Annotated in this window: 25 protein-coding genes; 10 read left to right on the forward strand and 15 right to left on the reverse strand. The window is 75.3% G+C overall.

Annotation, left to right across the window (positions count from 1 at the left end):
• Positions 1–212 precede the first annotated feature (212 nt).
• Entirely contained in the window at positions 213–1,187 is a 975-nt protein-coding gene (locus QQS41_RS03045) for a pseudouridine synthase (RefSeq protein ID WP_448851212.1), read from the reverse strand.
• Positions 1,188–1,230: 43 nt separating this feature from the next.
• On the opposite strand from QQS41_RS03045, the gene QQS41_RS03050 reads away from it, so the two are divergent.
• From QQS41_RS03050 to QQS41_RS03060, 3 genes are all read left to right on the forward strand, one after another.
• Positions 1,231–1,512 (forward strand): hypothetical protein, encoded by a 282-nt coding sequence (locus QQS41_RS03050; RefSeq protein ID WP_448851213.1) that lies wholly within the window; start codon positions 1,231–1,233, stop codon positions 1,510–1,512.
• Between the two features lie 170 nt (positions 1,513–1,682).
• Entirely contained in the window at positions 1,683–1,928 is a 246-nt protein-coding gene (locus QQS41_RS03055) for a helix-turn-helix transcriptional regulator (RefSeq protein WP_448851955.1), read from the forward strand.
• A gap of 110 nt (positions 1,929–2,038) precedes the next feature.
• A complete protein-coding gene (locus tag QQS41_RS03060) occupies positions 2,039–2,542 on the forward strand; it encodes a hypothetical protein (protein ID WP_448851214.1) in 504 nt (167 codons plus the stop codon).
• 115 nt (positions 2,543–2,657) lie between these two features.
• Here the strand turns inward: QQS41_RS03060 and dapC are convergent, their stop codons facing one another.
• The 6 genes from dapC to typA form a co-directional block, all read right to left on the reverse strand.
• On the reverse strand, positions 2,658–3,770 hold the full coding sequence (dapC, locus tag QQS41_RS03065) for a succinyldiaminopimelate transaminase (RefSeq protein WP_448851215.1): 1,113 nt from the start codon (positions 3,768–3,770) through the stop codon (positions 2,658–2,660).
• A 244-nt stretch (positions 3,771–4,014) separates the two neighbouring features.
• On the reverse strand, positions 4,015–4,338 hold the full coding sequence (fdxA, locus tag QQS41_RS03070) for a ferredoxin (protein ID WP_448851216.1): 324 nt from the start codon (positions 4,336–4,338) through the stop codon (positions 4,015–4,017).
• Between the two features lie 174 nt (positions 4,339–4,512).
• Entirely contained in the window at positions 4,513–4,959 is a 447-nt protein-coding gene (locus QQS41_RS03075; protein ID WP_448851217.1) for a hypothetical protein, read from the reverse strand.
• Positions 4,959–5,969 (reverse strand): N-acetyl-1-D-myo-inositol-2-amino-2-deoxy-alpha-D-glucopyranoside deacetylase, encoded by a 1,011-nt coding sequence (mshB, locus tag QQS41_RS03080; RefSeq protein WP_448851218.1) that lies wholly within the window; start codon positions 5,967–5,969, stop codon positions 4,959–4,961. Before mshB ends, QQS41_RS03075 begins: the two co-directional genes overlap by 1 nt.
• A complete protein-coding gene (locus QQS41_RS03085; protein ID WP_448851219.1) occupies positions 5,970–8,018 on the reverse strand; it encodes an ABC transporter substrate-binding protein in 2,049 nt (682 codons plus the stop codon). It lies immediately after the preceding gene.
• Between the two features lie 23 nt (positions 8,019–8,041).
• Complete coding sequence (gene typA, locus QQS41_RS03090) at positions 8,042–9,958, reverse strand: translational GTPase TypA (protein ID WP_448851220.1); 1,917 nt, start codon at positions 9,956–9,958, stop codon at positions 8,042–8,044.
• A gap of 617 nt (positions 9,959–10,575) precedes the next feature.
• Here typA and QQS41_RS03095 point away from each other — a divergent pair.
• The 3 genes from QQS41_RS03095 (at position 10,576) to QQS41_RS03105 (ending at position 12,614) form a co-directional block, all read left to right on the forward strand.
• A complete protein-coding gene (locus QQS41_RS03095; RefSeq protein ID WP_448851221.1) occupies positions 10,576–11,283 on the forward strand; it encodes an Rv1157c family protein in 708 nt (235 codons plus the stop codon).
• 177 nt (positions 11,284–11,460) lie between these two features.
• Positions 11,461–12,051 (forward strand): DUF402 domain-containing protein, encoded by a 591-nt coding sequence (locus tag QQS41_RS03100; protein WP_448851222.1) that lies wholly within the window; start codon positions 11,461–11,463, stop codon positions 12,049–12,051.
• The gene (locus QQS41_RS03105) at positions 12,048–12,614 is read left to right on the forward strand and encodes a suppressor of fused domain protein (RefSeq protein WP_448851223.1); all 567 of its coding nucleotides are present in this window, start codon (positions 12,048–12,050) and stop codon (positions 12,612–12,614) included. The genes QQS41_RS03100 and QQS41_RS03105 overlap by 4 nt, the downstream gene beginning before the upstream one ends.
• Positions 12,615–12,732: 118 nt before the next feature.
• On the opposite strand, the gene QQS41_RS03110 is transcribed toward QQS41_RS03105, so the two are convergent.
• Positions 12,733–13,023 (reverse strand): metal-sensitive transcriptional regulator, encoded by a 291-nt coding sequence (locus tag QQS41_RS03110; RefSeq protein ID WP_448851956.1) that lies wholly within the window; start codon positions 13,021–13,023, stop codon positions 12,733–12,735.
• A gap of 324 nt (positions 13,024–13,347) precedes the next feature.
• Here QQS41_RS03110 and QQS41_RS03115 point away from each other — a divergent pair, with 324 nt between their 5' ends.
• Together QQS41_RS03115 and QQS41_RS03120 are read left to right on the forward strand one after the other, a co-directional pair.
• Complete coding sequence (locus QQS41_RS03115; RefSeq protein ID WP_448851224.1) at positions 13,348–13,896, forward strand: hypothetical protein; 549 nt, start codon at positions 13,348–13,350, stop codon at positions 13,894–13,896.
• Between the two features lie 152 nt (positions 13,897–14,048).
• Positions 14,049–14,882 (forward strand): NAD-dependent protein deacylase, encoded by an 834-nt coding sequence (locus tag QQS41_RS03120; protein ID WP_448851225.1) that lies wholly within the window; start codon positions 14,049–14,051, stop codon positions 14,880–14,882.
• Between the two features lie 60 nt (positions 14,883–14,942).
• On the opposite strand, the gene QQS41_RS03125 is transcribed toward QQS41_RS03120, so the two are convergent.
• Positions 14,943–16,019 (reverse strand): YeiH family protein, encoded by a 1,077-nt coding sequence (locus tag QQS41_RS03125; protein WP_448851226.1) that lies wholly within the window; start codon positions 16,017–16,019, stop codon positions 14,943–14,945.
• 72 nt (positions 16,020–16,091) lie between these two features.
• On the opposite strand from QQS41_RS03125, the gene QQS41_RS03130 reads away from it, so the two are divergent.
• Entirely contained in the window at positions 16,092–17,102 is a 1,011-nt protein-coding gene (locus QQS41_RS03130; protein ID WP_448851227.1) for a LysR family transcriptional regulator, read from the forward strand.
• A 487-nt stretch (positions 17,103–17,589) separates the two neighbouring features.
• On the opposite strand, the gene QQS41_RS03135 is transcribed toward QQS41_RS03130, so the two are convergent.
• Together QQS41_RS03135 and QQS41_RS03140 are read right to left on the reverse strand one after the other, a co-directional pair.
• Positions 17,590–18,777: an acyl-CoA dehydrogenase family protein gene (locus QQS41_RS03135; protein WP_448851228.1), complete on the reverse strand. Its 1,188-nt coding sequence runs from the start codon at positions 18,775–18,777 to the stop codon at positions 17,590–17,592.
• A 237-nt stretch (positions 18,778–19,014) separates the two neighbouring features.
• A complete protein-coding gene (locus QQS41_RS03140) occupies positions 19,015–19,944 on the reverse strand; it encodes a YdcF family protein (protein WP_448851229.1) in 930 nt (309 codons plus the stop codon).
• Positions 19,945–20,081: 137 nt separating this feature from the next.
• Between QQS41_RS03140 and QQS41_RS03145 the strand changes: the two genes are divergently transcribed.
• Complete coding sequence (locus QQS41_RS03145) at positions 20,082–20,969, forward strand: formate/nitrite transporter family protein (protein ID WP_448851230.1); 888 nt, start codon at positions 20,082–20,084, stop codon at positions 20,967–20,969.
• Between the two features lie 97 nt (positions 20,970–21,066).
• Here QQS41_RS03145 and QQS41_RS03150 read toward each other — a convergent pair whose 3' ends face one another.
• From QQS41_RS03150 to QQS41_RS03165, 4 genes are read right to left on the reverse strand one after another with little or no spacing between them, the layout of a single operon-like run.
• On the reverse strand, positions 21,067–21,549 hold the full coding sequence (locus QQS41_RS03150; RefSeq protein ID WP_448851231.1) for a hypothetical protein: 483 nt from the start codon (positions 21,547–21,549) through the stop codon (positions 21,067–21,069).
• Positions 21,550–21,556: 7 nt separating this feature from the next.
• Positions 21,557–22,366, reverse strand: a complete 810-nt coding sequence (locus QQS41_RS03155; RefSeq protein WP_448851232.1) for an energy-coupling factor transporter transmembrane component T family protein — start codon at positions 22,364–22,366, stop codon at positions 21,557–21,559.
• Entirely contained in the window at positions 22,363–23,970 is a 1,608-nt protein-coding gene (locus QQS41_RS03160) for an ABC transporter ATP-binding protein (protein WP_448851233.1), read from the reverse strand. Before QQS41_RS03160 ends, QQS41_RS03155 begins: the two co-directional genes overlap by 4 nt.
• The gene (locus tag QQS41_RS03165) at positions 23,967–24,572 is read right to left on the reverse strand and encodes an ECF transporter S component (protein ID WP_448851234.1); all 606 of its coding nucleotides are present in this window, start codon (positions 24,570–24,572) and stop codon (positions 23,967–23,969) included. The genes QQS41_RS03160 and QQS41_RS03165 overlap by 4 nt, the downstream gene beginning before the upstream one ends.
• Between the last annotated feature and the right edge of the window lie 30 nt (positions 24,573–24,602).

Raw genomic sequence — 24,602 nt, forward strand, 5'->3', positions numbered from 1 at the left:
GTCGGTACGCCCTGCACGAGGGTTCGGGTTGGACCGCCGGAGAGCCCCCTCAGCAGCACGGGGACGGCCCCAACCTCCTTCCGGGCCCGATGCCCGGAGAGTCCCGGAAAGGCCGCGAGAGGCCCGCCTGCGCGATCACCCCGGATCAGCGAGGAACAGGAGCTGCGGCGTCGGCCGGCCGCGTCAGCCCTCGCCCTCCCCCGCGCCGCAAGCTACGCCGGCAGGACGCGCGGGTCCTCGACGCGCCGGCGCGACGCCCAGCGGCGGGGCCGCCCGTCGACGGGATCGTCGTACCGCAGCTCGGCGGCGACGAGTCGGAGGGCGCGGGAGGCGTCGTCAAGCGAAAGCCCGAGGTCACGGGGGTACGTGTCGTCGCCGAGGATGGGCGCGCCGAGGTGGTGCATCGTCGCGCGCAGCTGGTGCGTCCGCCCGGTGCGGGGGCGCAGCGACCACTTCGCGACGCTCATCACCGACCCGCACGCCCCGCACGAGCACGCCGCCGGGTGGTCGTGGCCGTGGCCGCCGACGACGTCGCCGACGTCCGCCGGCACGAGCCCGACGTAGGTGACCTCGGTGACCGCCTCGCGCCACGTCACGCCGTCGGGCAGCGGGCCGGCGGCGGCGCCGGGTTCGCGGACGCGGACGCCGCGCTCGCCGGGCACGTTCGCCAGCTCGACGGCGACCTCGCGCGTCTCGCCGGGCGCCCAGTCGTCGGGCATGGCGGTCAGCGCCTCGTAGCGCTTGTCGACGGCGCCCGCCTCGAACAACCGCTGGTACGCCCCGCGCGTCGCCGGGTCCCGGGAGACGAGGAGCAGCCCGGAGGTCAGGCGGTCGAGCCGGTGGAGGCTCACGAGCTCGGGCTCGCCGCGGGATTCGCGCAGGCGCTGCTGGACGGTGGCGTAGCGCAGCCGCCCGTTCGGGGTGGAGGCGAGGAACGGCGGCTTGTCGGCGACGAGGATGCGCTCCTCCTCCGCCACGACCGCGGGGTCGAAGGGGATGCGCGGCTCGGCGGCGCGGGGGTCGGCGGACCCGACGGCGCGTCCGTCGGCGGCCCCGGCGCCGTCGTCCGCCCCACCTGCGTCGTCGCCGCCGCGGCGCCGCGGCATCGCCGGGTCGGGCAGCTGGGCGGCGGAGCGGTCGCGCTCGGCGCCCCACCACGCGTCGCGGTTGCCCGGGGCACGTCCCATCGAAGCCTCCTCATCACGCCGTCGCGGGTATATGGTCACCACTATGACCGATGACCCGCGCACCGATCCGCACCGCCCCGCCCGCACGGCCGGCGAGCGCGACGCGGAGGCCAACCCCGCCACCGCCAACACCTCGGCGTACAGCCTCCGGGCCGCCGCCGGCCTGCTCATCATCGTGGTGTTCGGCGGCCTGCCGACGCTCGTCGAGGGCCAGCCGATGTGGGCCGCGATCGCGGGTCTCGTCGGCGTCATCGTCGGCTTCGTGATGCTGGCGCTCGCCGTGACCGGCATCGTCAAGACGATGCGCGCGCGCCGGGGCAGGTAGCGCCCGCGCAGCCGCGTTCGCTTGACGACGGGGCGCGCCCGCGGTTCATCCCGCGGCGCGCCCCTTTTTCGCGTCCGAGTCGGGGAAGGGGATTCGTCGTCACGCACACCACACTTGCCACGGTGACAAGTTTCCTTTACATTGTGGGCATGGGAACGAACGACGACGGAATGAGGCCGAACCTGGTCCGCAAGCTCCGCCGCTGGCACGAGCTGAGCCAGGCGGACCTCGCCGGCCGCGTCGGGGTGTCCCGCCAGACCATCGCGAACATCGAGCGGGGCAACTACTCCCCCTCGGTGCACCTGGCGCTCGACATCTGCACCGTGTTCGGCGCGACGGTCGAGGAGGTCTTCGGCGACGGCGCGGCCGAGCACGCCGGGCCGCCGGCGGGGAGCACCCCGCGGACCGCGGGCTAACCCGCCCGGCGGGCGGCACGACCCACGCCCCGCGCACGGCACCGACGACCACGGACACCCGGCACACGACCGGACAACGACAGACGACAAACCCGGAAAGGACCCGAACAATGAGCACCACCAGCGGCGACGGATTCATCGCGAGCTCCGAGAGCATGTTCGACGACGAATTCCAGCGCGCCCAGTTCCACCGATCCATGACGGTCGGCATGTACGCCGCGGGCATGGCCGCCCCCTTCGTCGCCGCGATGCTGGTCCTCTACCTGCCGCGGGAGGTGAGCCTGCTGTCGATCCTCGCCCTTGTCCCGACGTACGTCGGCGAAATCGCCGCGAGCTCCTGGTTGCGCCGCAGCGTCCCCCGGCCGAAGAAGCCCTCGGTCAACCGCACGCACATGGTGGTGATCGGCATCGGCGTCGTGCTGTGGATCGCCGCCTTCGTGTGGCGGGCATCCGACTCGGCGGCGGACCTCGCCCCGACGGCCTTCGTCGCGCTCATCGGAGCCGCCATCGGCGTCGCCCTCATCATGGCCATCGTCCCGTGGCTCGCCCGGACGATGCACCGCCGCGACAGCGAGGCCATCGACCGCCGCCTCGACGAGGACGACCGCGACTGACGGCACCCCTCCCCTCCACGCGGAAACGGCGACGGGCCCCGCGCACCATCCCGGTGCGCGGGGCCCGTCGTCACGCCGGAGGCATCACCGCACGGCGGGTGCCGTCGTCACGCGATCACGCGCGGAGACGACCCGCGGCGACCTCGATCGCCTCGTCGGACGCGGTCAGCGCGATGCGCACGTGGTTCGCGCCCTTCGGGCCGTAGAACTCGCCCGGGGCGGGGAGGATGCCGCGCTCCGCGAGCCAGTTCACGGTGTCGCGGCACGGCTCGCCGCGGGTGGCCCACAGGTACAGGCCGCCCTCGGAGTCGTCGACGGTGAAGCCCGCGGCCTCGACCGCGGCCTTCAGCACGTCGCGGCGGCGGCCGTAGCGCCGGCGCTGCGCCGCCTCCTGCTCATCGTCGTCCAGCGCCGCGGTCATCGCGTACTGCAGCGGGCCCGGCATCATGAGGCCGACATGGCGGCGGGCCTCCGTCAGCTCGCCGATGAGCTGCGCGTCGCCCGCGAACCAGCCGGTGCGGTAGGACGCCATGTTCGAGGTCTTCGACAGGGAGTGGATGGCGATGAGGCCCGTGACATCGCCGCCGTTGACCCGCGGGTCCAGCACCGACACGGCCTCGCCCTCCCACGACAGGCCCAGGTAGCACTCGTCGGAGGCGATGATGACGCCCCGCTCGCGCGCCCACTCCACCACCTTGCGCAGGTGATCGACGCCCAGCACCCTGCCCGACGGGTTCGACGGGGAGTTGAGGTACATCAGCGTCGGCGAGGCGGGGCCGAGCTGCGTCAGCGAATCGGCGCGGACGACGTCGGCGCCCGCGAGCAGCGCGCCGACCTCGTACGTCGGGTACGCCAGCTCCGGGATGACGACGGTGTGGCCCGCGCCCGCGCCCAGCAGGAACGGCAGCCAGGCGATGGCCTCCTTCGTGCCGACGACCGGCAGCACCTGCGAGTCGTCCAGCTCCACCGCGTTGTACCGGCGGGTCAGGGCCTCCCGCAGCGCGCGGCGCAGCTCCGGGCGGCCGATGGTCTGCGGGTAGCCCGGCTCGTCGGCGTGCGCCGCCAGCGCCTCGCGGATGGGCTCCGCCACCGGGTCGACCGGGGTGCCCACCGACAGGTCCACGATCCCGTCCGGGTGCGCCTGCGCCGTCTTCTTCGCGTCGGCCAGCGAATCCCAGGGGAAATCGGGCAGGAGGCGGGCGGCGGGGATGCGCTCGGGTCGGGCCATGGGGGCTCTCCTCGGTGACGTGCCGCGGGCGTGCGCGGCGGGGACGGGTCCCGTCCAGGATAGGCGGGGCCGCGGCGGCGCGGGGCGGGTGGTCCGGGATCGACGGAGCCCGCGGCCGCCGTCGGGTCGGTGCGGGCTGCGGAGGCCGGGAGGGCGCGGCGGTGCGGGCGCGACGGCTGCGCGGGGGTGCGGCGTCACGGTGCGCTGCGGTGCCGGTGCGCGGCTGCACCGTCCCGGGCGCCGGCTACTCCTCGGCCTGCGGCGGGAGCTTCTCGACGAACGGGTGGTCGAAGTCCTGCGGGCCGAGCTTCGCTGCGCCGCCCGGGGAGCCGAGCTCCTCGAAGAAGTCGACGTTCGCGTCGTAGTACTCCTCCCACTCATCCGGCAGGTCATCCTCGTAGAAGATGGCCTCCACGGGGCACACCGGCTCGCAGGCGCCGCAGTCGACGCACTCGTCGGGGTGGATGTACAGGCTGCGCTTGCCCTCGTAGATGCAGTCGACGGGGCACTCCTCGACGCACGCGCGATCCTTCACGTCGACGCAGGGCTGCGCGATGACATAGGTCATGGGTGGGCTGGACCTTTCAGGATGTCGTGGTTTCTTCGTGTCTTTCTATTTTGGCACGTGGGCCGGGGTCTTCGCCAGGAAGGTTCGCCTTCGCTGACGTGGGACCCGCAGGTCGCGCGCACCTCCGGGCGGGCCCGCGGCGGCGGTCCGCCGGCGCACCCCGGGGTGCGCCGATCAGGCCTCCGCGGCCTTCCGGAACAGCGGCCAGGAGCCTCCGGCGAGTCCCGCCGCGAGCAGCAGGACCATCCGCAGGCCGGGCGCCATGGCCTGGTCCCCGCCGAACGGGAGCCCCTGCCACAGCAGCACGCCCAGGTATCCGACCGCCCATGCCATCACCGGCACGGCAGCCAGAATAGACCGCTCGGTCCATAGTAGCGCAGTGTTCGTGATAATCAGATTCAGCAGGTAGGCGACCACGATCGTCCACGGCACGGGCACCGCGACCGAACCGATCTGTACCCACGCGCCGAGGTAGATGATCTCCAGCAGCAGGCCCATGAGCGCGCCGACCGTCAGCCAGGTCAGCGCCATCGGCACCTCGCCGCGCACGAACACCTGCCGGTTCTGGCTGCGCTCCGGGTCGCCCCAGTGCCTCTCCGCGCCGTCGCCCACGACCGGCATCAGGCGCCCTCCCCCGCGTCCGCCGCGGACCCCGCGGATCCGTGGCCCGCGTCACTTCCGGGCTCCGGCGTGGGATTCGCCGCCCCGGCCCCGTCGACGACGCCGGCGAGGTGCTCCGGGCCCGCCGTGCCCCACCGGTAGTGCTCCACCGGCGTCACCGGCTGGCACAGCAGGTTCGACAGCGCCCACACCGCCACCGCGCGGCCGGAGCCGTCGTGCGCGCCGCGCGCGGGCTCCGGGTTCACCATGGAGACCCGGCCGTCGGCGATCCACGCCTGCGTCGCGTGCGCCGCCATCGCGGCGACCTTGGCGGCGACGTCCGCGTCGTCAAGCTCCACCGCGATCTGCCCGACACCGGAGGCGATGTCGTCGACGCCGGCGCGCGTCCACCCCTCCGGCACCGCGGTGATGGCGTCCAGCCCGGCGGCCAGCGCCTCCCGGTCGGTCACCGCCCACAGGGTGCGGTACAGCGCGTCATCGTCGGCGGCGCGCAGCCGCGCGCACGCCTCCACCGTGATCTCGTGGGCGCGGACGTGGTCCGGGTGGCCGTAGCCGCCGTCCGCGTCGTACGTGACGACGAGGTGCGGCCGCAGCGCGCCCAGCTCCGCCACGAGGTCCTCCACGGCGGCATCGCCCGCCTGCACGAGGCAGCGCGGATCGTCGTTCGTCGCCGACCCGGCCATCCCGGAGTCGCGGTAGCGTCCCGGGGCGCCCAGGTGGCGCGGCCGGTGCCCGGGGCCGTTGACCCCGAGCTCCCGCAGCGCCTCCCGCAGCTCGTGGACGCGGAAGCCGCCCAGCTGATCGGAGGCGTCGGCGACCAGGCCCTGGTAGGGCGCGCCGATGACCTCCCCCAGCTCGCCCAGGGTGCACGTGACGACGTCGACCGCCGCCCCGCGCCTGGCCAGCTGCGCCAGCCAGCCGCCGGTCCAGATCGCCTCGTCGTCCGGGTGCGCGTGCACGGCGGCGACGCGCAGGCCCGCCAGATCGCGGTCGGGCCGCGTCGGGGTCATCTACTCCTCCTCGTCCTCGGGCCGGACCGCCGGCCCCTGGTCCATCCGCGACGCACCGCGGGTGCGCCGCTCCTCGGCGTCGACGCGCACCCAGTCCGGCGCGGTCATGAACACGCCCTCCTGCGGCGCCGACGGCCACTCCGACGGGTGCCCGCCCTCGTCGCGGCGCATGCCCGGCCCGATGACCGTCAGCGTCGCGTCGTGGACGATGGGCAGCTCCACGGCCTCGGCGCCGACGATGGAGACCGCGGCGTCGGGGCCGCCGGACGTGCCCCGCTCCTCCAGCAGCGCCTCGAACTCCGGCGAGCACAGGCCCGACAGGTTCGCGCCGCGGGCGATGGACGGCCCGTTGCCGCCGTCGACCTCGGACGGCGCCGGGGTCGTCGACGCGGCGGCGCCGGACTCGGGGGCGGAGCCGTCGGCCGCGCCGCCCTCTCCGGAGCCGGCGCCGTTGCCGCCCGCGCCATCCTCGCCGTCGGCCAGCGCCAGGTCGTCGTCGGCCGCGTCCGCGGACTTCCGCGCCGCGTCCGCGTCGGTGCCCGAGCCCCCGGCCCCGCCGGCGGCCGACCCGCCCGAGCCGTCCGTCGCCGCCGACGCGCCGTCGTCCGGCAGGTAGTCCTCGTCCGGCGTGCGGGAGCGGCGGGTCTGCGCGGGACAGCCGAAGCGGTCGGCGACGCCGAGCATGTCCTGCGCCTCGTCGACCCAGGAGACGACGAGGTCGACCTCGCCGTGCGGCAGCAGGGCGCCGGAGACCTCCTCCGGCGGCGCGGCGCTCACGGTTGCCGGAACACCGGAGGCCGTCAGCTGGTCGGCGACGACGCGGGCGGCGGCGACGGCGTCGGAGTCTCCGACGACGCCGATGGTCAGCGGGGCCGACGGGGCCTGCCCCGACGGGCCGTCGAGCGTGCCCGGCAGCGGATCCGGGATGACCAGGTCGGACGAGCGGCCCGTGGCGACGGCGGCCGCCGCGTGCGGGTCCACCAGGCGCAGGACGGCGCGGCGGGCGGCCGGCGTCGCGAAGTGCGGGGAGGTGACGTTCGCCTGCAGCGTCAGCAGACGCGGGCGCGGCTCCGGCAGGATCGCCGTGCCCGGCACCGTCGCGTAGGTCAGGGCGGTGGTCTCCTCCGGGCGGACGAACGCGGCCTGCAGCTGGTCGGTGCGCATCTGCTCCGCCCCGTCGACCGGGCCCCGGTCGTGGCGGATGATGATGCGCTCCGTCAGCGGGGGCTCCTCGCCCCAGAAGCGGCTGTTGCGGACCAGGCGGATCTCCCGGCGGGCGACGTCGACGGACTCGGCGACGTAGGTGCCGCCGGAGGCGACGATCGCGGTGTCCAGCACGTCGGCGAAGGGCGTGCCCGTCGGGCGCAGCAGGTGGCTGGGCAGCAGGTGGGAGAACAGGGTGCGCCACTGCGGCAGCGGGCCGGCGATGTCGACGTCGACGGTGCGGCCGCCGTCGCTGACGTGGATGGCGCGGATCGCCTCGTAGGCGGCGGCCTCCCGCACGCCGGGCGTGGAGATCATGCCCTCGTGCAGGTACCGGAAGTCCGCGCCGGAGACGGGCGTGCCGTCGGACCACTGCGCCTCGGGGGCGATGACGTAGCGGATGCGGAAGGACCCGGACTCCACGGCCTGCTGGCCGCGGGCGCCGACCAGCTGGTCGCCGTCGTCGTCGACGGGCCCGGCGGACAGCAGCAGGTCGGTGTTGCGGGTGAGCCCCGTCGCCTGCGTTCCGGTGCCCGCGGCGACGGCGGGCACGAAGGCGCTGGGCAGCGTCAGCGACGCCACCAGGTCGGTCACCGGGGTGGCGTCGGCGGACAGGTGGGGGTTGAAGCCCTCGCCGAAGTCGTCGACGCCGACGTGGAGCTCCAGCGTCGGGTCCTCGGGGTCGACGGGCCCGTCGGGGACCTCCGCCCCGGGCCCGGCCTCGCCCTCGACGAGCGGCGCGTCGTCGGGGTTGGCCATGCAGGACGACGCGAGGGCCGCCGCGGCCAGGACGGCCGCGGCGGCCCTCGCGCGGCGCCCCGCTCGTCGGCGCGCGCGGTTCACCATGCCCCCGAGCTTAGGCGCACGGCCTAGGAGTTGCGGTTGCGGGCCTTCTCGCGGGAGCGGGCGCGGGCGCGCTCGGTGGCGTTGAGCAGGACCTTGCGCACGCGGATGGCGTCGGGGGTGACCTCGACGCACTCGTCGGCGCCGCAGAACTCCATCGCCTCGTCCAGGGAGAGCTTGTGCGCGGCGGCGAGCGTGACGGTGGCGTCGGCGGTGGCCGAGCGCATGTTCGTCAGCTTCTTCTCCTTGGTGATGTTGATGTCCATGTCCTCGTCGCGCGGGTTCTGGCCGACCACCATGCCCTCGTAGGCCTCGTCGCCCGGCTCGACGAAGAAGCTGCCGCGGTCGGCGAGCTGCATCAGCGCGTAGGCGGTGATCTGGCCGGAGCGGTCGGCGACGAGGGAGCCGGTGATGCGGTCCTTGATCTCGCCGGCCCAGGCGTCGTAGCCCGCCGAGTAGTGGTTGGCGATGCCGGTGCCCTTGGTCTCCGTCAGGAAGGTGGTGCGGAAGCCGATGAGGCCGCGGGACGGGACGGTGAACTCCATGCGGACCCAGCCGGAGCCCTGGTTGCCCATGTGCTCCATGCGGCCCTTGCGGGCGGCCATCAGCTGGGTGACGGCGCCGAGGTGCTCCTCCGGCACGTCGATGACGAGGTGCTCGTAGGGCTCCTGCAGCTGGCCGTCGACGGTGCGGGTGACCACCTGGGGCTTGCCGACGGTGAGCTCGAAGCCCTCGCGGCGCATCGTCTCGACGAGGACGGACAGGGCCATCTCGCCGCGGCCCTGGACCTCCCAGGCGTCGGGGCGCTCGGTGGGCAGGACGCGGAGGGAGACGTTGCCGATGAGCTCCTGGTCGAGGCGGGCCTTGACCATGCGGGCGGTGAGCTTGTCGCCGCCGCCGCGGCCGGCCATCGGGGAGGTGTTGACGCCGATGGTCATGGAGATGGCGGGCTCGTCGACGGTGATGCGCGGCAGCGGGTCGACGTGCTCGACGTCGCAGAGGGTGTCGCCGATCATGACCTCGTCGATGCCGGAGATGGCGGCGATGTCGCCGGCGATGGCCTCCTCGGCCTGGACGCGGGTGACGCCGACGGTGGACAGCAGCTCGGCGATCTTGGCGGTCTTGACGTGCTGGTTGCCGTCGGAGTCGTAGTGGATCCACGCGACCTGCTGGCCCTTGCGGATGCGGCCGGAGTGGATGCGGATGAGGCCGATGCGGCCGAGGAAGGAGGAGGAGTCCAGGTTGGTGACCTGGGCGCGCAGCGGCCCCTCGACGTCGGCGGACGGCTCCGGGAGGACCTCGCGGATGACGTCGAACAGCGGCTGGAGGTTCTCGGAGTCCGGCAGCCCGCCGTTGCCCGGGTTCTCGGTGGAGGCGCGGCCGGCGCGGCCGGAGGCGTAGAGGACGGGCAGCTCGAGGTTGCGCTCGGCGGCTTCGGCGGCGTCGGGGTCCTCAACGGTGGAGGCGAGCTCCAGCAGGAGGTCCTGGGCCTCCTCGACGACCTCGTCGATGCGGGCGTCGGGGCGGTCGGTCTTGTTGACGCAGATGATGACCGGCATGGAGGCGGCGAGCGCCTTGCCCAGCACGAAGCGGGTCTGCGGCAGCGGGCCCTCGGAGGCGTCGATGAGCAGGACGACGCCGTCGACCATGGACAGGGCGCGCTCGACCTCGCCGCCGAAGTCGGCGTGGCCGGGGGTGTCGATGACGTTGATGATGAGGTCCTGGCCCTCGGCGCCCTCGCCCTTGCGGCGGATGGCCGTGTTCTTGGCCAGGATGGTGATGCCCTTCTCCTTCTCCAGGTCACCGGAGTCCATGACGCGGTCGGCGATCTCGCCGTGGTCGCCGAAGGCGCCGGACTGCTCCAGCATGGCGTTGACGAGGGTGGTCTTGCCGTGGTCGACGTGGGCGACGATCGCGACGTTGCGGAATTCGGTGGCTGTCACTGGCGGGGTTCTCCTTCGGGGAGGTCGGCGGGCCGCGGCACCGGGTTGGGCCCGCGGGCCCCGGCGTGCGGGGCCCGGGCGCGGCCGGGAGAAATATCGGGGTGCACGTTACTCCGGGCGCGGGGCCCGCGCGATTTCCGGCGGGCGAGCGCCGCCCGGGTCCGCGCGTGGAGGGGTCCCCGCGTGACGACGCTCCCCTCCCCCCGCCGTGGCCGCCGGCGCGGCGTCGGGGCGGTCCGGCCCGCGCGGCGGCGCGCGCGGGGCGCCCGGCTCATATCCGACTCTCAGGGTCGCCGGGCGAGGGCCCCGTACGCGGGGCGGCGGGGCCGCCCGGCTCGCGCACCGGCCGTCGCCGGAGGGCGGCGGGGGACCCCGGGGTGGACCCCGGGCCGGACGCCAGGGTGGGGCCGCCCTTCCGGTTTGCCGAGGCAGCCCGTATCATGTTCCCCTGCAATATCTTCAGCAACATCGGCCACACCGTTTCGCGTTCGTCGCGAAAAACGGTCCGTTTCCGTGCGGAAACGGAGCGTGGCATTATAAGGTCCTGAAAACAGCCGGACGGATGCCGTCCGCCGCCACGTTCGCCCGCAGTTCGAATCCACGAGGAGACGCTCATCATGACCTCCACCCTTCGCCAGACCGCCCGCCGCACCGCGGCCGTCGCCGGCGCCGCGGCCCTGCTGACCGGCCTGGCCGTCCCGGCCGCCGGCGCGAACCCGCTCGCGGAGGGCTCCTCCTCCGCCGTGCCGGCCGACTTCGCCGAGCGCGTCCAGTCCGTCCTGGAGCAGCCGGGCATCCCCGAGGACATCCGCGCCGCGCTCGAGAAGGGCCTCGGCTCCCTGACCGGCGGCTCCTCCGAGGGCGGCGCCGCCGAGGGCGAGTCCGACGAGGAGGGCCTGATCCCGGAGAACGGCCCGAAGATCAACCAGTTCCTCCCGATGGTCTCCCCGAAGTGCATCGGCGGCAAGACCCCGTCCCTGGGCCTGGCCACCTCCGTGCCGGGTCCGGCCGACCTGCCGCTGCCGGGCATCCCGCAGGGCCAGGCCGGCTTCGTCTTCACCGCCATGGGCACCAAGGGCCTCGCCGAGACCCAGGACATGAAGATGAACGTCCACTGGGTCAACCCGCTGTCCGGCTCCTGGGGCACCACCACCCTGGACCGCACCGACCTGAACCCGGATGGCCCGGGCACCGTCTGGGGCGTCGGCGAGACCGGCTCCGGCATGGTCCTGGCCGTCATCGAGGGCGGCATCACCGCCGCCGAGGAGTCCGGCCCGTCCAACTGCCAGTTCACCCCGTCCGCCGCCATCATCCCGGTCAAGTAACCGCCGGGGGCGACGGCCCCGCGACGGCATCCGGCCACGGCGCCCCGCACGCACCACGACGGTGCGGCGGGGCGCCGCCGCGATCCCGGGTCCGGCCGCGCGTCCGCCGGCCGTCGCGGCCGGGCCGCTCCCCGCGTTCCCGGCCGCGGACGCCGCCCGCCCGGTAGCCTCGATCCCATGATCGACGCCATCGCACCCGAAAGGCCGGCCGCCGACGTCGTCAAGCCCCCGAAGACGGAGGAGTTCCGCCTCCGCGAGGGCGTCAACGTCGACCCGAAGGGCATCATCCGCCCCGTCGACTCGTACCGGGAGGACGCCGCGGGCCTGCGGATGGCCCGCGGCTCCGACCACCGCGACTTCGGCTACCTGGAGTCGCTGCTGCTGCCGGCCATGGGCCTGCGCGTCAACGTGTTCCACCGCCGCCCCGGCAGCTCCTACGACTTCGAGCGCTACATCGACGTCGCCGACGTCGAGCGCGCCGACGGCCCCGGCGGGCCGGTGTGGCGCACGCGCGACCTGTACCTCGACGTCGTCGTCGCCGGCGGCGCCGTGCGCGTGGAGGACGCGGACGAGCTCACCGCCGCCGTCGCCGCGGGGCTCGTCTCCCCCGCGGACGCGGCGTCGGCCATCGACCGGGCGTGGACGGCGGTGCGCGGCATCGCGGCCCACGGCGGCGACGTCGACGCGTGGCTGGCCGCCGAGGGGGTCGACGCCGCCTGGCTCGACCCGGCGTCGGTGACCCTCGTGGACGAGGGGGCGTGGGCGTGAACGCGGTGACGGAGGCCGTCGGCAGGCACCTGCGCGGCTACTTCGAGGAGTCCGACCCGGCGGCGGCGAAGCTGACCTTCCTCGGCGCCGACGCGCTGACCATCCTGCGCTTCGGCCCGGACGCCGACCGCGTCGTCGCCTACGCGACGCTCGGCTGCTCCGCCGCCCCGATGCAGGACCCGTCCGACTTCGCCCCGGACCCCGAGGAGGGCCCGCGCGCGGAGCTGGTGCTGCCCGTGCGCGGCGGGCTGGACGCGGTGCTGCGGCCGCTGGCGATGCTCGCCGCCGCCCCGTCCATCGAGGGACTCATCCTGCAGCCGGGCGCGCTGCTGGACTTCAACGCGCCGCTGTGGGACGGCGCCCGGTTCACGGCCTTCATGCTGCTGGACTCCCCCGTCCCCGACGTCGAGGCCGCGGGCCGCCAGGTGTCCATCCTGCAGCCGGCCCCCATCACCCCCAACGAGATCGCGCTGGCCCGCGCGAAGGGCGCCGCGGAGCTGCAGCGCGTGTGGCAGCAGCAGGGCGTCGACGTCTCCGACCCGCACCGCACGTCGGCGGTGTAGCGGCCGCCGCATCACGTGACGCGTGACGACGGGGACCTCCCGCGGCGCCCCCCCCCTGCGCCGCGGCGACGACGGCGTTCCCGCGCCTCGGCGGGCGCGGACCGGTGCCGCGGTGCGGCTACGCCAGGCGGAGGAAGAGCTCCTCGATCTCCTTGGCGGTGACGCCGTCCTCCCCGGAGCCGGCGAGGTTGTCGCGCAGCACGGTGGCGACGACCTTGTAGCCGGCGCGGTCGATGGCCTTCGACACGGCGGAGAACTGGATGAGGACGTCGCGGCAGCCGCGGCCGTCCTCGATCATCTGGATGAGCCCGGCCAGCTGGCCGTGGGCGCGCTTCAGGCGGTTGACGACGGCGCGGCGGTCCGCCGCGGCCTCCTCCGCCGGCTTCGCGGCGCACACCTGATCGAGCAGGTCCGCCGCGGTGGCCTCCGCCAGCGGCGCGGACCCCGCCGTCTCCGACTCGGCGTCCATCGCCGTGGCGACCACGGGCTCGGTCTTGGCCGTCGTCATGCCGTCTCCTCCTCGCTCGGCCGGCGCTGCCGTCGCATGCCCCTTACGGTACCCCAACCTTAATGAATCCTGAAAGGGATCTGAAGGGGTCTACCCCTGCTTCGTGAGGGAAACCTCGCCGGGGCCCGCCCGGCGCCGCACCGGATCCCGCTCGGCCCCTCGATGGACGGACCCCGGGCCCGGCACCGGACGAGTCGTGTCGGCCCCGGTGCTACGTTGGCGCGCATGACCCGCAACGACGCCCGCACCCGCCGCGACGGCTCCGACCCCGGACCGATGCCGACGCCCGTCCAGCAGGGCCGCTCCCTGTGGCGGCTCGCCGTGCTGGTCTACCTGCCCGTCCTGGTCGTTTCGATCCTGCGGCCGATCCTGGGCTGGGAGGGCATGGTCGCCGACTCCCTCGACGCCGCCCGGAAGGCCGCCGACGTCGCCGGCCCCGACGTCCCCGCCTTCACCCCGGCCCAGGTGGAGAGCACGCTGCTGTACTCGACGCTGTTCTCCGTCGGCCTGCAGCTCGCCGTCACCGCCCTGACGTGGTGGCTGGCCTCCCGCCTGGAGCGCCGCTCCTCCCCCGCCCGCATGGCGCTCGCCGTGCTGTCGGTGGCGTTCGCCGTCAACGCCGTCCTGGACCTCGTCGGCATCGGCGGGGCCGACGCGCTCGGCGCCGCCGCCATCCTGCTGTCGGCGGCCGCGGCGATCCTCGCGGTCGTCGCCGCCGTCCTCACCTTCCGCGACGCCACCCCGCGCGGCCCCTGGTTCGAGTCCGCGGACTGACCGCCGGGCCGCCGCCCGCGACGCACGCCGCCCCGCCGGCCGCCGGACCGGCGGGCGGGACGGCGCCCCGGGTGCCGGGGACGGGGGCCGGGGCGGGGAGCGTCGTCACGCGCACCCGCAACCATGCGTCCGCGTGCATCTACCCTGGGGACATGGACGCGACCGACCTCCCGACCCCCGTCCCCGAGGCCATCGCGGACCTCGCGCGCGGCGCCCGCCGCGTCGAGATCTTCACCGGCGCCGGCATGAGCGCCGAATCCGGCCTGGCCACCTTCCGCGACGCGCAGACCGGCCTGTGGTCCCACGTCGACCCGCAGGCGATGGCGAACTTCGACGCCTGGCGCCGCGACCCCTCCGCCATCTGGCCCTGGTACCTGTGGCGCGCCCGGCTCGCCCGCACCGCCGCCCCGAACGCGGGCCACGTCGCCGTCGGCCGGTGGCGGCGGGTGCTGGCGGACCACGACGCGGCGCGCACCGGCGGCGCGTCGTCGTGGCTGCACGTGACGACGCAGAACATCGACGACCTCCACGAACGCGGCTGCGCCGACGCCGGCGCCGACCAGCATGCCGCGCACCTGCACGGCTCCCTGCTGGAGTTCCGCTGCGACCTGTGCGCCGCCCCGGCGGAGGAGCCGGAGCTGCCGGAGGAGCCCGTCGCAAAGCTCATGCCGCCGTTCTGCGGCGAATGCGGCCTCGGGTTCGTGCGGCCCGGCGTCGTGTGGTTCGGCGAATCGCTGCCCGCCGACGCGTTCGAGGAGGCGGAGTCGCGGGCGCTCGCCGCCGACCTCATGGTGGCCGTGGGCACCTCCGGCGTCGTCTTCCCCGCCGCCGGCATCCCGCTGGCCGCCGCGGCGCGCGGCGTGCCCGTCGTCGAGCTGTCGCCGGAGGACACGGACCTCACGCCGCACATCGCGCACTCGTGGCGCACGACCGCGGCGACTGGCCTGCCGGCGCTGGCGGACCTGGCGATCGCGGAGCTCGGGTAGCCCGGGCAACGCCGGCCGTCGCCTGACGACGGGGCCCGCCCGGCCGGGGCGGCGCGAGCCCTAGAGCAGCGCCGCGCCCGCCGCGGCGACCGCGACGACGCACACCGTCACGACGCCCGCGTGGAGGAACGGCCCCGCGCCCGCCGCCTTGAGGGTGTCGCGGCGGACGCCGGTGCCGAGGGCCACCATCGCGACGAGGAACAGCCACGTGCGGACCTGGTCGGCTCCCGCGACGACGCCGTCGGGCACCACGCCCGTGGCGCGGAGCGCGACCGCCGCGATGAAGCCCGCGACGAACAGCGGCATCACCGGCGGCAGGTGCGTCGCGTCGTCGCCGGGGCCGCCGGGTCCGCGGGCGTCGTCACGCGAACGGCGGCGCTCCACAGCTCCGAGCAGCGCCATCACCGGGGCGAGCATGAGCACGCGGGTGAGCTTCACCAGCACCGCGACGGCCAGCGCCCCGCCGCCGACGATGCCGCCGACGGCGACGACCTGCGCGACCTCGTGGACGCCGGCGCCGATGAGGATGCCCGCCCCACGGTCGTCGAGCCCCAGCCACGACGCCAGCGCCGGGGCCACCGCGATCATCGCCGTGCCGTAGACGACGACGGCCGCCACCGCCGTCGCCGACTCATGCGGCCGGGCGCGGCGCAGCGTCCCGTCGACCGCGGCGACCGCGGCGGCGCCGCAGATGGAGCAGCCGCCGCCGTTGAGCAGCGCCTGCTCCCGCGTCAGCCCCATGCGCGGGCCGGTCAGCGCCGCGACGGCCAGGCCCGTGGCGACGGCCAGGACGGCCACCCCGATGGCGCCCCACCCCAGCGACAGCACCTGCGACAGCGGCACCGACAGCCCGAGCAGCACGACGCCGGCGCGCAGCACCGTCTTCGAGCACCGCCCGATGCCCGGGCCGAGCCACGACGGCAGCGGCAGCAGGTTCGCCGCCGCGACGCCCAGCAGGATGGCGACGAGCAGCGGCGACAGCGCCGGGACGACCGCGCCCGCGGCCTTCGCGAGGCCCCACGCGGCGACGGCGCCGACGACGCACGCGGCCAGCCCCGGCAGCTCCGCCCGGAGGTTCGCGGGGCGCAGCGTGTCGGGCCAGGCGCGGGAGGCGAGGCGCGCGGGATCGATGTGCATGACGACGATTCCAGCCCACGCGGAGGGCGCCGCACAATCCCTGGAACGGCATCCCGGGCATATCATTTGCGCATGACCTCCTTGAGCGCCTCCTCCCGGATGCCGGACCTCGACGCCCTCGACCTGCTGGTCGCCGTCGCCGACCACGGCGGCATCGGCGCCGCGGCACGCGCCGTCGGCCTGGCCCAGCCGAACGCCTCCCGGGCGCTCGGCCGGCTGGAGCGCTCCCTCGGCGTCGTGCTGCTGGACCGCGGCCCCGGCGGCGCACGGCCCACCGCGGCGGGCCTGGCGGTCATCGGCCACGCCCGCCGCGTCCTCGCCGCCGCCGACGACCTGGTCGCCTCCGCCGGGGAGTGGCGCGACGACGCCGGGGTCATCCGCGTCAGCGCCTCCATGACCGTCGCCGAGCACCACCTCCCCGCATGGACCGCCCACCTGCACCGCGAGCACCCCGGCGCCGTCCCGCACGTGCGGGTGGCGAACTCCGCCGACGTCGTCGCCGACGTCGCCGCCGGACGCGCCCACCTGGGCTTCGTGGAGTCGCCGGGCGGCACGGCGGGGCTGCGCTCCCGGGACGTCGCGAGGGATCACCTGTGCCTGGTCGTGCACCCGTCGCATCCGTGGGCCCGCCGCGGGGCCGGCGACCCGGTCGGCGCGGCGGAGCTGGCGTCGACGCCGCTGGTGGTCCGCGAGGCCGGGTCCGGCACCCGCGAGGCGCTGGACGCCGCGCTGGCCGCGGCCGTCGGCGCGGGTGCGGGCGTGCAGCGCGCCGAGCCGGCAATGGAGCAGGGATCGGCGGCGGCCGTCGTCATGTCCGTCATCGCAGGGGTCGCCCCGGCGGTCGCGCCGGTCGAGGCGGTGCGCGCCCACGTCGCCGCCGGGCGGCTGGTCGAGGTTCCCGTCGCCGGCATCGACCTGCACCGGACGCTGCGGGCGGTGTGGTCGGGGGCGCGCACTCCCCCGGGAGCGGCGGGGACGCTGCTGCGCATCGCGTCGCGGGGCGGGGCTGCGGACGGCGGCGCCCCGACGCAGGCGCCGGCGGACGCGGACACCGGCGGTCGCGGTGACGCCGACGACACCTAACGGCCCCCGCTCCCGCAACCTGGACGTAGTTGGCCCCTCGACCGCCACAACCTGGACGTAGTTGGTCTGACCTGGACGTACTTCTAATGCAGTCCAGGTTCGGCCAAGTACGTCCAGGTCGGTGAGCGGAAGAGGCGAAGTACGTCCAGGGCGGCGGGCAGCGGAACTGACGTACGCCCGGACGCCACGGCGGCCGTCGGCTCACACTCCGGCAGCGGCCAACGCGGTCGTTTCGACCCGCCTGCGGCGGACCTCCTTTCCCGTCAGACCCACTTTCGGCCGATTCGACCTAGTTCTAACTGGGTCTAAACGGCCAGAAGTGGGTCTGGCCTGCGGACAGGCCTGGGCGGCTTGGCCCGACATGGGTCCGGACGCCGGGGCTGCGCGGCCCGCCCGGCCGAACGCACGCACGCGAAAGCCCCGGCCATCCCGCGAGAGGGCGTGGCCGGGGCTTCGGCGGACGTGCGGCGGTGCCGCGCCGGAGGGCCTAGCGCTTCTGCGCGGCCTCCTGCAGGACCTGGCGGCCCATGACCAGGCGGCAGACCTGGTTGGTGCCCTCGTAGATCTGGCAGATCTTGGCGTCGCGCATCATGCGCTCGACCGGGAAGTCGCGGGTGAAGCCGTAGCCGCCGAGCAGCTGGACGGCGTCGGTGGTGACCTCCATGGCGATGTCGGAGGCGAAGGTCTTCGCCGCGGCGGCCATGAGGCCCAGGCGGGCGCCGCCCTCGGCGGTGCCGCGCTCGGCGTTGGCGGCGGCGGTGTAGACCATCAGGCGGGCGGCCTCGATCTTCATGCGCATGTCGGCGAGCATGAACTGGGTGTTCTGGAAGGCGGCGACCGGCTTGCCGAACTGCTCGCGCTCCTGGACGTACTTCGCGGCGTAGTCGTAGGCGCCCTGGGCGATGCCGAGGGCCTGCGCGCCGATGGTCGGGCGGGTGTGGTCGAGGGTCTCGAGGGCGGTCTTGAAGCCGGTGCCCTCCTCGCCGATCATGCGGTCGGCGGGGACGCGGCAGTTCTCGAAGTACAGCTCGGCGGTCGGGGAGCCCTTGATGCCCATCTTGTGCTCGAGGCCGCCGACGCGGAAGCCCTCGTCGTCCTTGTGGACCATGAAGGCGGAGATGCCGTTGGCGCCCTTCTCCGGGTCGGTGACGGCCATGACGGTGTACCAGGAGGACTTGCCGCCGTTGGTGATGAAGCACTTGGAGCCGTTGATGACCCACTCGTCGCCCTCGCGGACGGCACGGGTCTTCATGGCGCCGGCGTCGGAGCCGGCGCCGCGCTCGGTGAGCGCGTAGGAGGCCATCTCGCCGTTGACGATGTCGCCGAGGACCTTCTGCTTCAGCTCGTCGGAGCCCTTGAGGATGAGGCCCATGGTGCCCAGCTTGTTCACGGCCGGGATGAGGGAGGACGAACCGCAGACGCGGGCGACCTCCTCGATGACGATGCAGGCGGCGACGGAGTCGGCGCCCTGGCCGCCGAACTGCTCCGGCACGTGGATGGCGTTGAAGCCGGACTCGTTGAGGGCCTTGAGGGCCTCCTCCGGGAAGCGCTCCTTCTCGTCGACGTCCGCGGCGTGCGGCGCGATCTGCTTCTCGGCGAGGTCGCGGATGACGGCGCGGAGCTCCTGGTGCTCCTCGGGCAGCTGGAAGAGGTCGAAATCGGGGTTCAGCGCCATGGTTCGGCGTCCTTTCCGGTTGGTTCTGTGGAGGGAACGGGGCCCAACGGTCGATCAGCCAGAGTATAGCGGCATCACCGACGCCTTGTGTCGCCCGTCACTTATGCGGATGGCATCATCTCCCCCGCCCTCCCCCGGGCGCGTGACGACGGGACCCCGGCGCCCCGCCGCAGGCTCCCCGTCCTCCTCCTGCCCCGGCCGCCGGCGTCAGCGCCCACGCGCCCGACGCCGCCGTCCTCAGCGCCCGCGGCCCCGCAGTCGCCGCCCCGCCGCGCGCACGCCCATCGCGGGCGCGGCGACGGCGAGCGCCAGGAACTCGCGCAGGATGGACGTCGCCCAGTAGCGCGCCGGCGTCGCCGCGCCCTCCGCCGACCAGCGCCAGCCCGTCCCGCCGGGCGTGCGCCGCGCGAGACCCAGCGCCCGCGGGACGTGGAAGTCGCTCGTGACGACGCGGACCGCCGGGCGCCCTCCGCCTGCCGCGCGTCCGGGGTCGCCGCCGCCGTCGCCGCCGAGATGCGTGACGACGATGCCCGCCGCGTTCGCGAGGTTCTCCCTCGTGTTGACGGACCGGTCCTCGGGGACGGCCGCGACGCCGAGCTCGGCGAGGCGGGCGCACATGGCGGCGGCCTCCGACGGCGGGCCGTCCTCCCCCACCCCGCCGCAGCACACGACCAGGGGTGCGGCGGCCGGGTCGCCGGGCACGCCCCGGCGGGCGACGGCGGCGGCGCGGCGCAGCCGCAGCTCCAGCAGCGCCGACGGCCTGCCGCCGACGAGGGCGCAGCCGAGGACCAGCACCACGTCCGCGGGACCGCGGCCCCGCCGGGACCACGTGCGGCGCACGCCCTCGAACGCCAGCAGCTGGACGCCCGGCACCGCGGCGGCGGCGAGGCCGCAGGAGGCGAGCGTCGTCACGCACCGCGGCGACCGCGGATGAACCCGCACCGCGGCGCCGGCGGCGATGAGCGCGGCGAGCGCTCCCCCGGCGGCCGGCAGCCCCCAGACGGGCGGGCGGCGCGACGGCAGCATCGGCGGGCGGAACGTCGGCGTCGCGGCGATGACGGGGCCGGTGGCGGCGAGCAGCGACGCGAACGCCAGGCCCGGCGCGGCCAGCGCCGCCGTCCGCGCCCACGCTCCCGGGCGCTCCCCGCGCCGCACTCGTCCGTTCACGGGCACCAACCTAGCGGGCGGCGGGGTGCGGGCGTTTCCCGCCGGGGTGAACGCCGTGCAATCATGGGCGGACGGCGCACGCCGGAACCCCGGCGCAGGCCCGCGGCCGGGAGCCCCGCCCGAGGAAAGGCGACCCCATGAGCGACGACCGCGACCACGCCGGCACCCGCGACGAGAACCGCGGGGACGGCCGCGTCCCCGACGGCGACCACGACATCAGCCCCGCGGACCAGTCCGGCGACGCCGACCCCGACCACGTCGACGACCACCTCACCGAATCCAGCCGACGGCAGGTCGAGGAGGGCGTCACCCGACTCGCCCGCCCGTTCGGCGCGCTGCTGCTGACCGGCGTGCTCGGCGCGATGGAGATCGGCCTCGGCCTGCTGGCCATGTGGACGGTCAAGGACGCCACGGGCAGCGACGTGCTCGGCGCGATGGCGTTCTCCATCGGCCTGGTCATCATCCTCATGGCCCACTCGGAGCTGTTCACCGAGGGGTTCCTCGTCCCCGTGGCGGCGGTGGCGCGCAAGCGGGCGACCATCGGCAGGCTGCTGCGCTTCTGGGCGGGCACGCTGCTGGGCAACCTCGTCGGCGCGGCGATCATCATGTGGATCCTCGTGCAGGCGTACCCGGCGATGCACCCCTACCTGGCGGAGCAGGGCGCGAAGTACGCGCACATGGCGCCGACGCTGCAGCACGTCCTGCTGGCGGCGCTCGGCGGCATGGCCCTGACCGTCGTGACGCGGATGCACCAGTTCACGGAGGAGGCGACGCCGAAGATCATCGCCTCCGCCATCGGCGGCTTCGTGCTCGCCGGCACGGGCGTCGTCCACTGCATCCTGGACACGCTGTACATCTACGGCGCCATCTTCTCCGGCGCCGACGGCGTCACGGTCGGCGACTGGGCCGGCTTCATCTGGTGGTCGGCGCTGGCGAACATGGCCGGCGGGCTGCTGCTGGTCTCCGCGATCCGGTTCCTGCGCTCCCGCGGCGTCGTCGACGAGCGGGAGGACGCCGCCGGGTAGTAGGCGGCCTCCCCGCGGCGCGGCCCCGGCCGGAACCGCCCCGGGCACCGGCCGCGCGCGGCGGGCGTCCCCGCGGGCGGGTCCCGTCGTCACGCACCTACCGGCGCGAGCCTGCGATGACCCAGTCCGCGAGATCGCGCGGGCTGTGGCGGGCGATGTGCTCCGCCTCCTGCGCCGCCCACATGTCCCAGTGGCCGGCGAAGTGCTCGTCGCGCGCCATCGCGCGGGCGCGGCGCTCGTCGGCGCCGAGCTCCACCCACACACCCGCGACGTCGCCGAGGCGCCCGGCGGCGGCGAGGTTGTCGGCGGTCAGCGCGCCGCAGCCCTCGATGACGAGGCTGCGGTCCAGCGGCACCGGCACCTCCTCCGCCGGCGCCATCGCGTACCAGTCCCAGCGCCGGTACGACGCCGTCGCCGGGTCCAGCAATCGCGTTGCGACGGCATCCGCCGCGGCCGCCAGCCCGCCCCACCCGGGGTAGACGTCCTCCAGGTGCACCACGGGCCAGCCGAGCGCCGCCGACCAGCGGCGGGCCAGCGTGGTCTTCCCGGCGCCGGAGCGGCCGTCGACGAGCACGATCACCGCGGCGTCACATCCCCAGGAAGCGGAAGTGGCCCAGCCACGCCGAGACGCCGAGGGCGAGGGCGGCGAAGCACGCGCACACCGCCATCAGCGCCCAGTCCCCGGCGTGCAGGCGGGACTCGCGGCCCCACGTGCGGGGGCCGGGGGCGCCGAAGCCGCGGGCCTCCATCGCCGTCGACAGCTTCGCACCGCGGCGTAGCGCGAACACCAGCAGGGCGAAGACCTGGGACGCGACGCGGCGCAGCCGGCCCGAGTCGCCGAGGCCGCGGGCGCGGCGGGCGCGGGTGAGGGCCCGCCAGTCGTCGATGAACAGGGTCACCAGGCGCACGCCCGCCATCGCCGCCAGGACGAACCGGGCGGGCAGGCGCAGCACCTGCGCCAGGCCGTCGCCCAGGTCCGTCGGGTCGACCCCGGCGGTGAGCACGATGACGGGCAGGCCGATGGCCAGCACGCGCAGGAAGATCGCCAGGCCCAGCTGCAGCGAGTTGTCGGTGACGTGGGCCAGCAGGAAGCTGGCGTACAGCTCGCCCTCGGGCGCGCCGTACAGGGCCATCGAGATGCCGGAGATGGGCGCGGCGACCAGCAGCGGCCACGCCCGGCGCAGCACCATGAGCGGGGAGATGCCGCTCAGCGGGATCATCAGCACCGCGCAGGCCAGCGCCACGGCGGCGGAGACCCAGTCGATGGTGAGCACCAGCGGCGTCGTCCAGATGAGCAGGCCGAGCACGCGGCTGACCGGGTTCAGCCGGTCCAGCAGGCCCGCGGACTCGCCGCGGCGGGCGGCGGGCAGCGTGGCGTCGGCGGCGGCGGTGGTCATACGCGGTCCTCCTCGCGGGTCGGGCCGGCCGGAGTGCCCGGGCGGGTCGGGTGGCTCGGGGTACCCGGGCGGGTCGTGCCGCCCGGGCGGGCGATGCGGGCCGGGGCGGCGAGCTCCACGACGTGGTCGCCGAGCGACGCCCGCAGCAGCCGGTCGTGGGTGACCGAGGCGACGGCCGCGCCGTCGTCGGCGAGCTCCCGCAGCAGGTGCGCCAGCTCCGTGAAGGTGCGGCGGTCCTGGCCGAAGGTCGGCTCGTCGAGGAGCACGACGCGGGGGCGCGTCGACAGGACCGTGGCGACGGACAGGCGGCGCTTCTCCCCTCCCGACAGCGTGAACGGGTTGGCCGGGGCGAGGTGGTCCAGGCGCAGGTGCTCCATGAGGCGGGAGGCGCGCGCGGCGGCCTCGTCCTCCCCCAGGCCCATGAGGCGGGGGCCGAGCTCCAGCTCCTCCTTCACCGTGGAGGAGACGAACTGGTGCTCCGGCACCTGGAAGACGCTGCCGACGCGGGCGGCCAGCTGCCGGGACGACCAGCCGTGCGGGGCGGACGCAGGGACGCGGGGGCCGCGGCGCAGCAGGCGGCGGCGCACCCGGCCGGCGGCGGGCCCGGCCTCCAGCACGGACGGGGAGGCCTCGACGACGCCGGCGACGGGCGCCAGCAGGCCGCCGAGGGTCAGCGCCAGCGTGGACTTGCCGGCGCCGTTGGGGCCGACGATGCACGTCGACGCCCCGGCCGGCAGGGCCACGTCGAGGCCGACCTGCACCGGCAGGTCCGCCTCGTGGCCGACGGCGAGGCCGCGGCCGCGCAGCGCGACGTCCGCGCCGGGGGCGGCGGCGTCGACGGGCCGGGCCGGGGGCAGCTCCGGGGCGTGGCCCGGCACCCACACGCCGGCGTCGGCCAGGGCCGCGCCGTGGTCGGCGAGGACGCGCTCCGGCTCCCCGTCGGCGATGACGCCGCCGGAGCCGACGACGACGATGCGGTCGACGTGGCCGACCCAGGCGTCGACGCGGTGCTCGACGACCAGCAGGGTCGCCCCGGCGGCGTCGGCGGCGCGGACGGCGGCGTCGCGCAGCTCCGCGACGCCGGCCGGGTCGATGTTGGCGGTCGGCTCGTCGAGGGCGATGATGCGCGCGCCCATGGCCAGCACACCGGCCAGCGCGAGACGCTGCTTCTGCCCGCCGGACAGGCGCTCGGTCGGCCGGTCCAGGTCGGCGTCGAGGCCGACGAGGTCCAGGCAGCGGCGCACGCGCCGCCAGATCTCGTCGCGCTCCACGCCGAGGTTCTCGGCGCCGAAGGCCACGTCGTCGCCGACGCGGGCGCTGATGACCTGCGAGTCCGGGTCCTGCAGCACCAGGCCGACCTCGCCGCGGGCGGCATCGGCGGGCGCCCCGAAGACGTGGAGCTCGCCCTCGGCGTCGCCGTCGTCGCCGTGGCCGAGGACGCCGGCGATGGCGGCCAGCAGCGTCGACTTGCCCGCGCCGGAGGCGCCGAGCAGCAGGACCTTCTGGCCGTGGGGGATCTCCAGGTCGATGCCGGACAGGACGGGCTTGGCCCGGCCGGCGTGGCGCCAGCCGAAGCCGCGGGCCCGGACCGCCGCGTCCGTCACGCCAGCTGCCGGCGCTCGCGGCCGGCGGCGAAGCGGTCGAGGGCGCCGGTGGCGGCCAGGGCGCGGGTCAGCAGGTGGCCGACGAGGCCCGCCAGCACGATGCCCGAGATGATGACGCAGATGGAGTAGATGATGTTGAACTCCAGCGTCTTCGCGATGTTGCCGGACATGAACAGCTCGAGGACGATGGCGCCGGCGCCGGCGGCCGCGCCGGCCAGCATCGCCGTCGGCAGGCCGAAGCGGCGGTAGGCGAACAGCAGGAAGACGAGCTCGGCGCCCAGGCCCTGGGCGATGCCGGAGTAGACGGTCTCCGGGCCCCACTGGCTGGCCAGCGCCATGGAGACGGTCGCGGCGACGACCTCCACGAACAGGGCGGCGCCCGGCTTGCGGATGATGAGCCCGCCGAGCACGCCGCCCAGCAGCCAGATGCCGACGGCGAGGCCGCCGAAGCCCGGGGTGAACGCGTCGAGCGTCGTGAACAGCGCGTAGCCGACGACGTTCCAGATGACGAAGATGAGGCCGACGGCGACGCCGAGGACGGCGGCGGTGACGATGTCGACGACGCGCCAGCGCATCGACGGCGCCTGCGTGGTGGTGCTCATTGCTGCGTGCTCTCCTTCTGGTGCGGGGGC

It is taken from the genome of Corynebacterium sp. 335C (assembly GCF_053525695.1).

Bases quoted from the DNA above. Each gene is read 5' to 3' on its own strand.
- dapC (WP_448851215.1), bottom strand. From the start codon at position 3,770: ATGGCCCGACCCGAGCGCATCCCCGCCGCCCGCCTCCTGCCCGATTTC.
- QQS41_RS03120 (WP_448851225.1), top strand. From the start codon at position 14,049: ATGGACGCGACCGACCTCCCGACCCCCGTCCCCGAGGCCATCGCGGAC.
- QQS41_RS03135 (WP_448851228.1), bottom strand. From the start codon at position 18,777: ATGGCGCTGAACCCCGATTTCGACCTCTTCCAGCTGCCCGAGGAGCAC.
- QQS41_RS03045 (WP_448851212.1), bottom strand. From the start codon at position 1,187: ATGGGACGTGCCCCGGGCAACCGCGACGCGTGGTGGGGCGCCGAGCGC.
- QQS41_RS03115 (WP_448851224.1), top strand. From the start codon at position 13,348: ATGACCCGCAACGACGCCCGCACCCGCCGCGACGGCTCCGACCCCGGA.
- QQS41_RS03165 (WP_448851234.1), bottom strand. From the start codon at position 24,572: ATGAGCACCACCACGCAGGCGCCGTCGATGCGCTGGCGCGTCGTCGAC.
- QQS41_RS03050 (WP_448851213.1), top strand. From the start codon at position 1,231: ATGACCGATGACCCGCGCACCGATCCGCACCGCCCCGCCCGCACGGCC.
- mshB (WP_448851218.1), bottom strand. From the start codon at position 5,969: ATGACCCCGACGCGGCCCGACCGCGATCTGGCGGGCCTGCGCGTCGCC.
- QQS41_RS03060 (WP_448851214.1), top strand. From the start codon at position 2,039: ATGAGCACCACCAGCGGCGACGGATTCATCGCGAGCTCCGAGAGCATG.
- QQS41_RS03055 (WP_448851955.1), top strand. From the start codon at position 1,683: ATGAGGCCGAACCTGGTCCGCAAGCTCCGCCGCTGGCACGAGCTGAGC.
- QQS41_RS03085 (WP_448851219.1), bottom strand. From the start codon at position 8,018: ATGGTGAACCGCGCGCGCCGACGAGCGGGGCGCCGCGCGAGGGCCGCC.
- QQS41_RS03125 (WP_448851226.1), bottom strand. From the start codon at position 16,019: ATGCACATCGATCCCGCGCGCCTCGCCTCCCGCGCCTGGCCCGACACG.
- QQS41_RS03145 (WP_448851230.1), top strand. From the start codon at position 20,082: ATGAGCGACGACCGCGACCACGCCGGCACCCGCGACGAGAACCGCGGG.
- QQS41_RS03075 (WP_448851217.1), bottom strand. From the start codon at position 4,959: ATGCCGGTCGTGGGCGACGGCGCGGAGAGGCACTGGGGCGACCCGGAG.
- fdxA (WP_448851216.1), bottom strand. From the start codon at position 4,338: ATGACCTATGTCATCGCGCAGCCCTGCGTCGACGTGAAGGATCGCGCG.
- QQS41_RS03100 (WP_448851222.1), top strand. From the start codon at position 11,461: ATGATCGACGCCATCGCACCCGAAAGGCCGGCCGCCGACGTCGTCAAG.
- QQS41_RS03130 (WP_448851227.1), top strand. From the start codon at position 16,092: ATGACCTCCTTGAGCGCCTCCTCCCGGATGCCGGACCTCGACGCCCTC.
- QQS41_RS03095 (WP_448851221.1), top strand. From the start codon at position 10,576: ATGACCTCCACCCTTCGCCAGACCGCCCGCCGCACCGCGGCCGTCGCC.
- QQS41_RS03155 (WP_448851232.1), bottom strand. From the start codon at position 22,366: ATGACCACCGCCGCCGCCGACGCCACGCTGCCCGCCGCCCGCCGCGGC.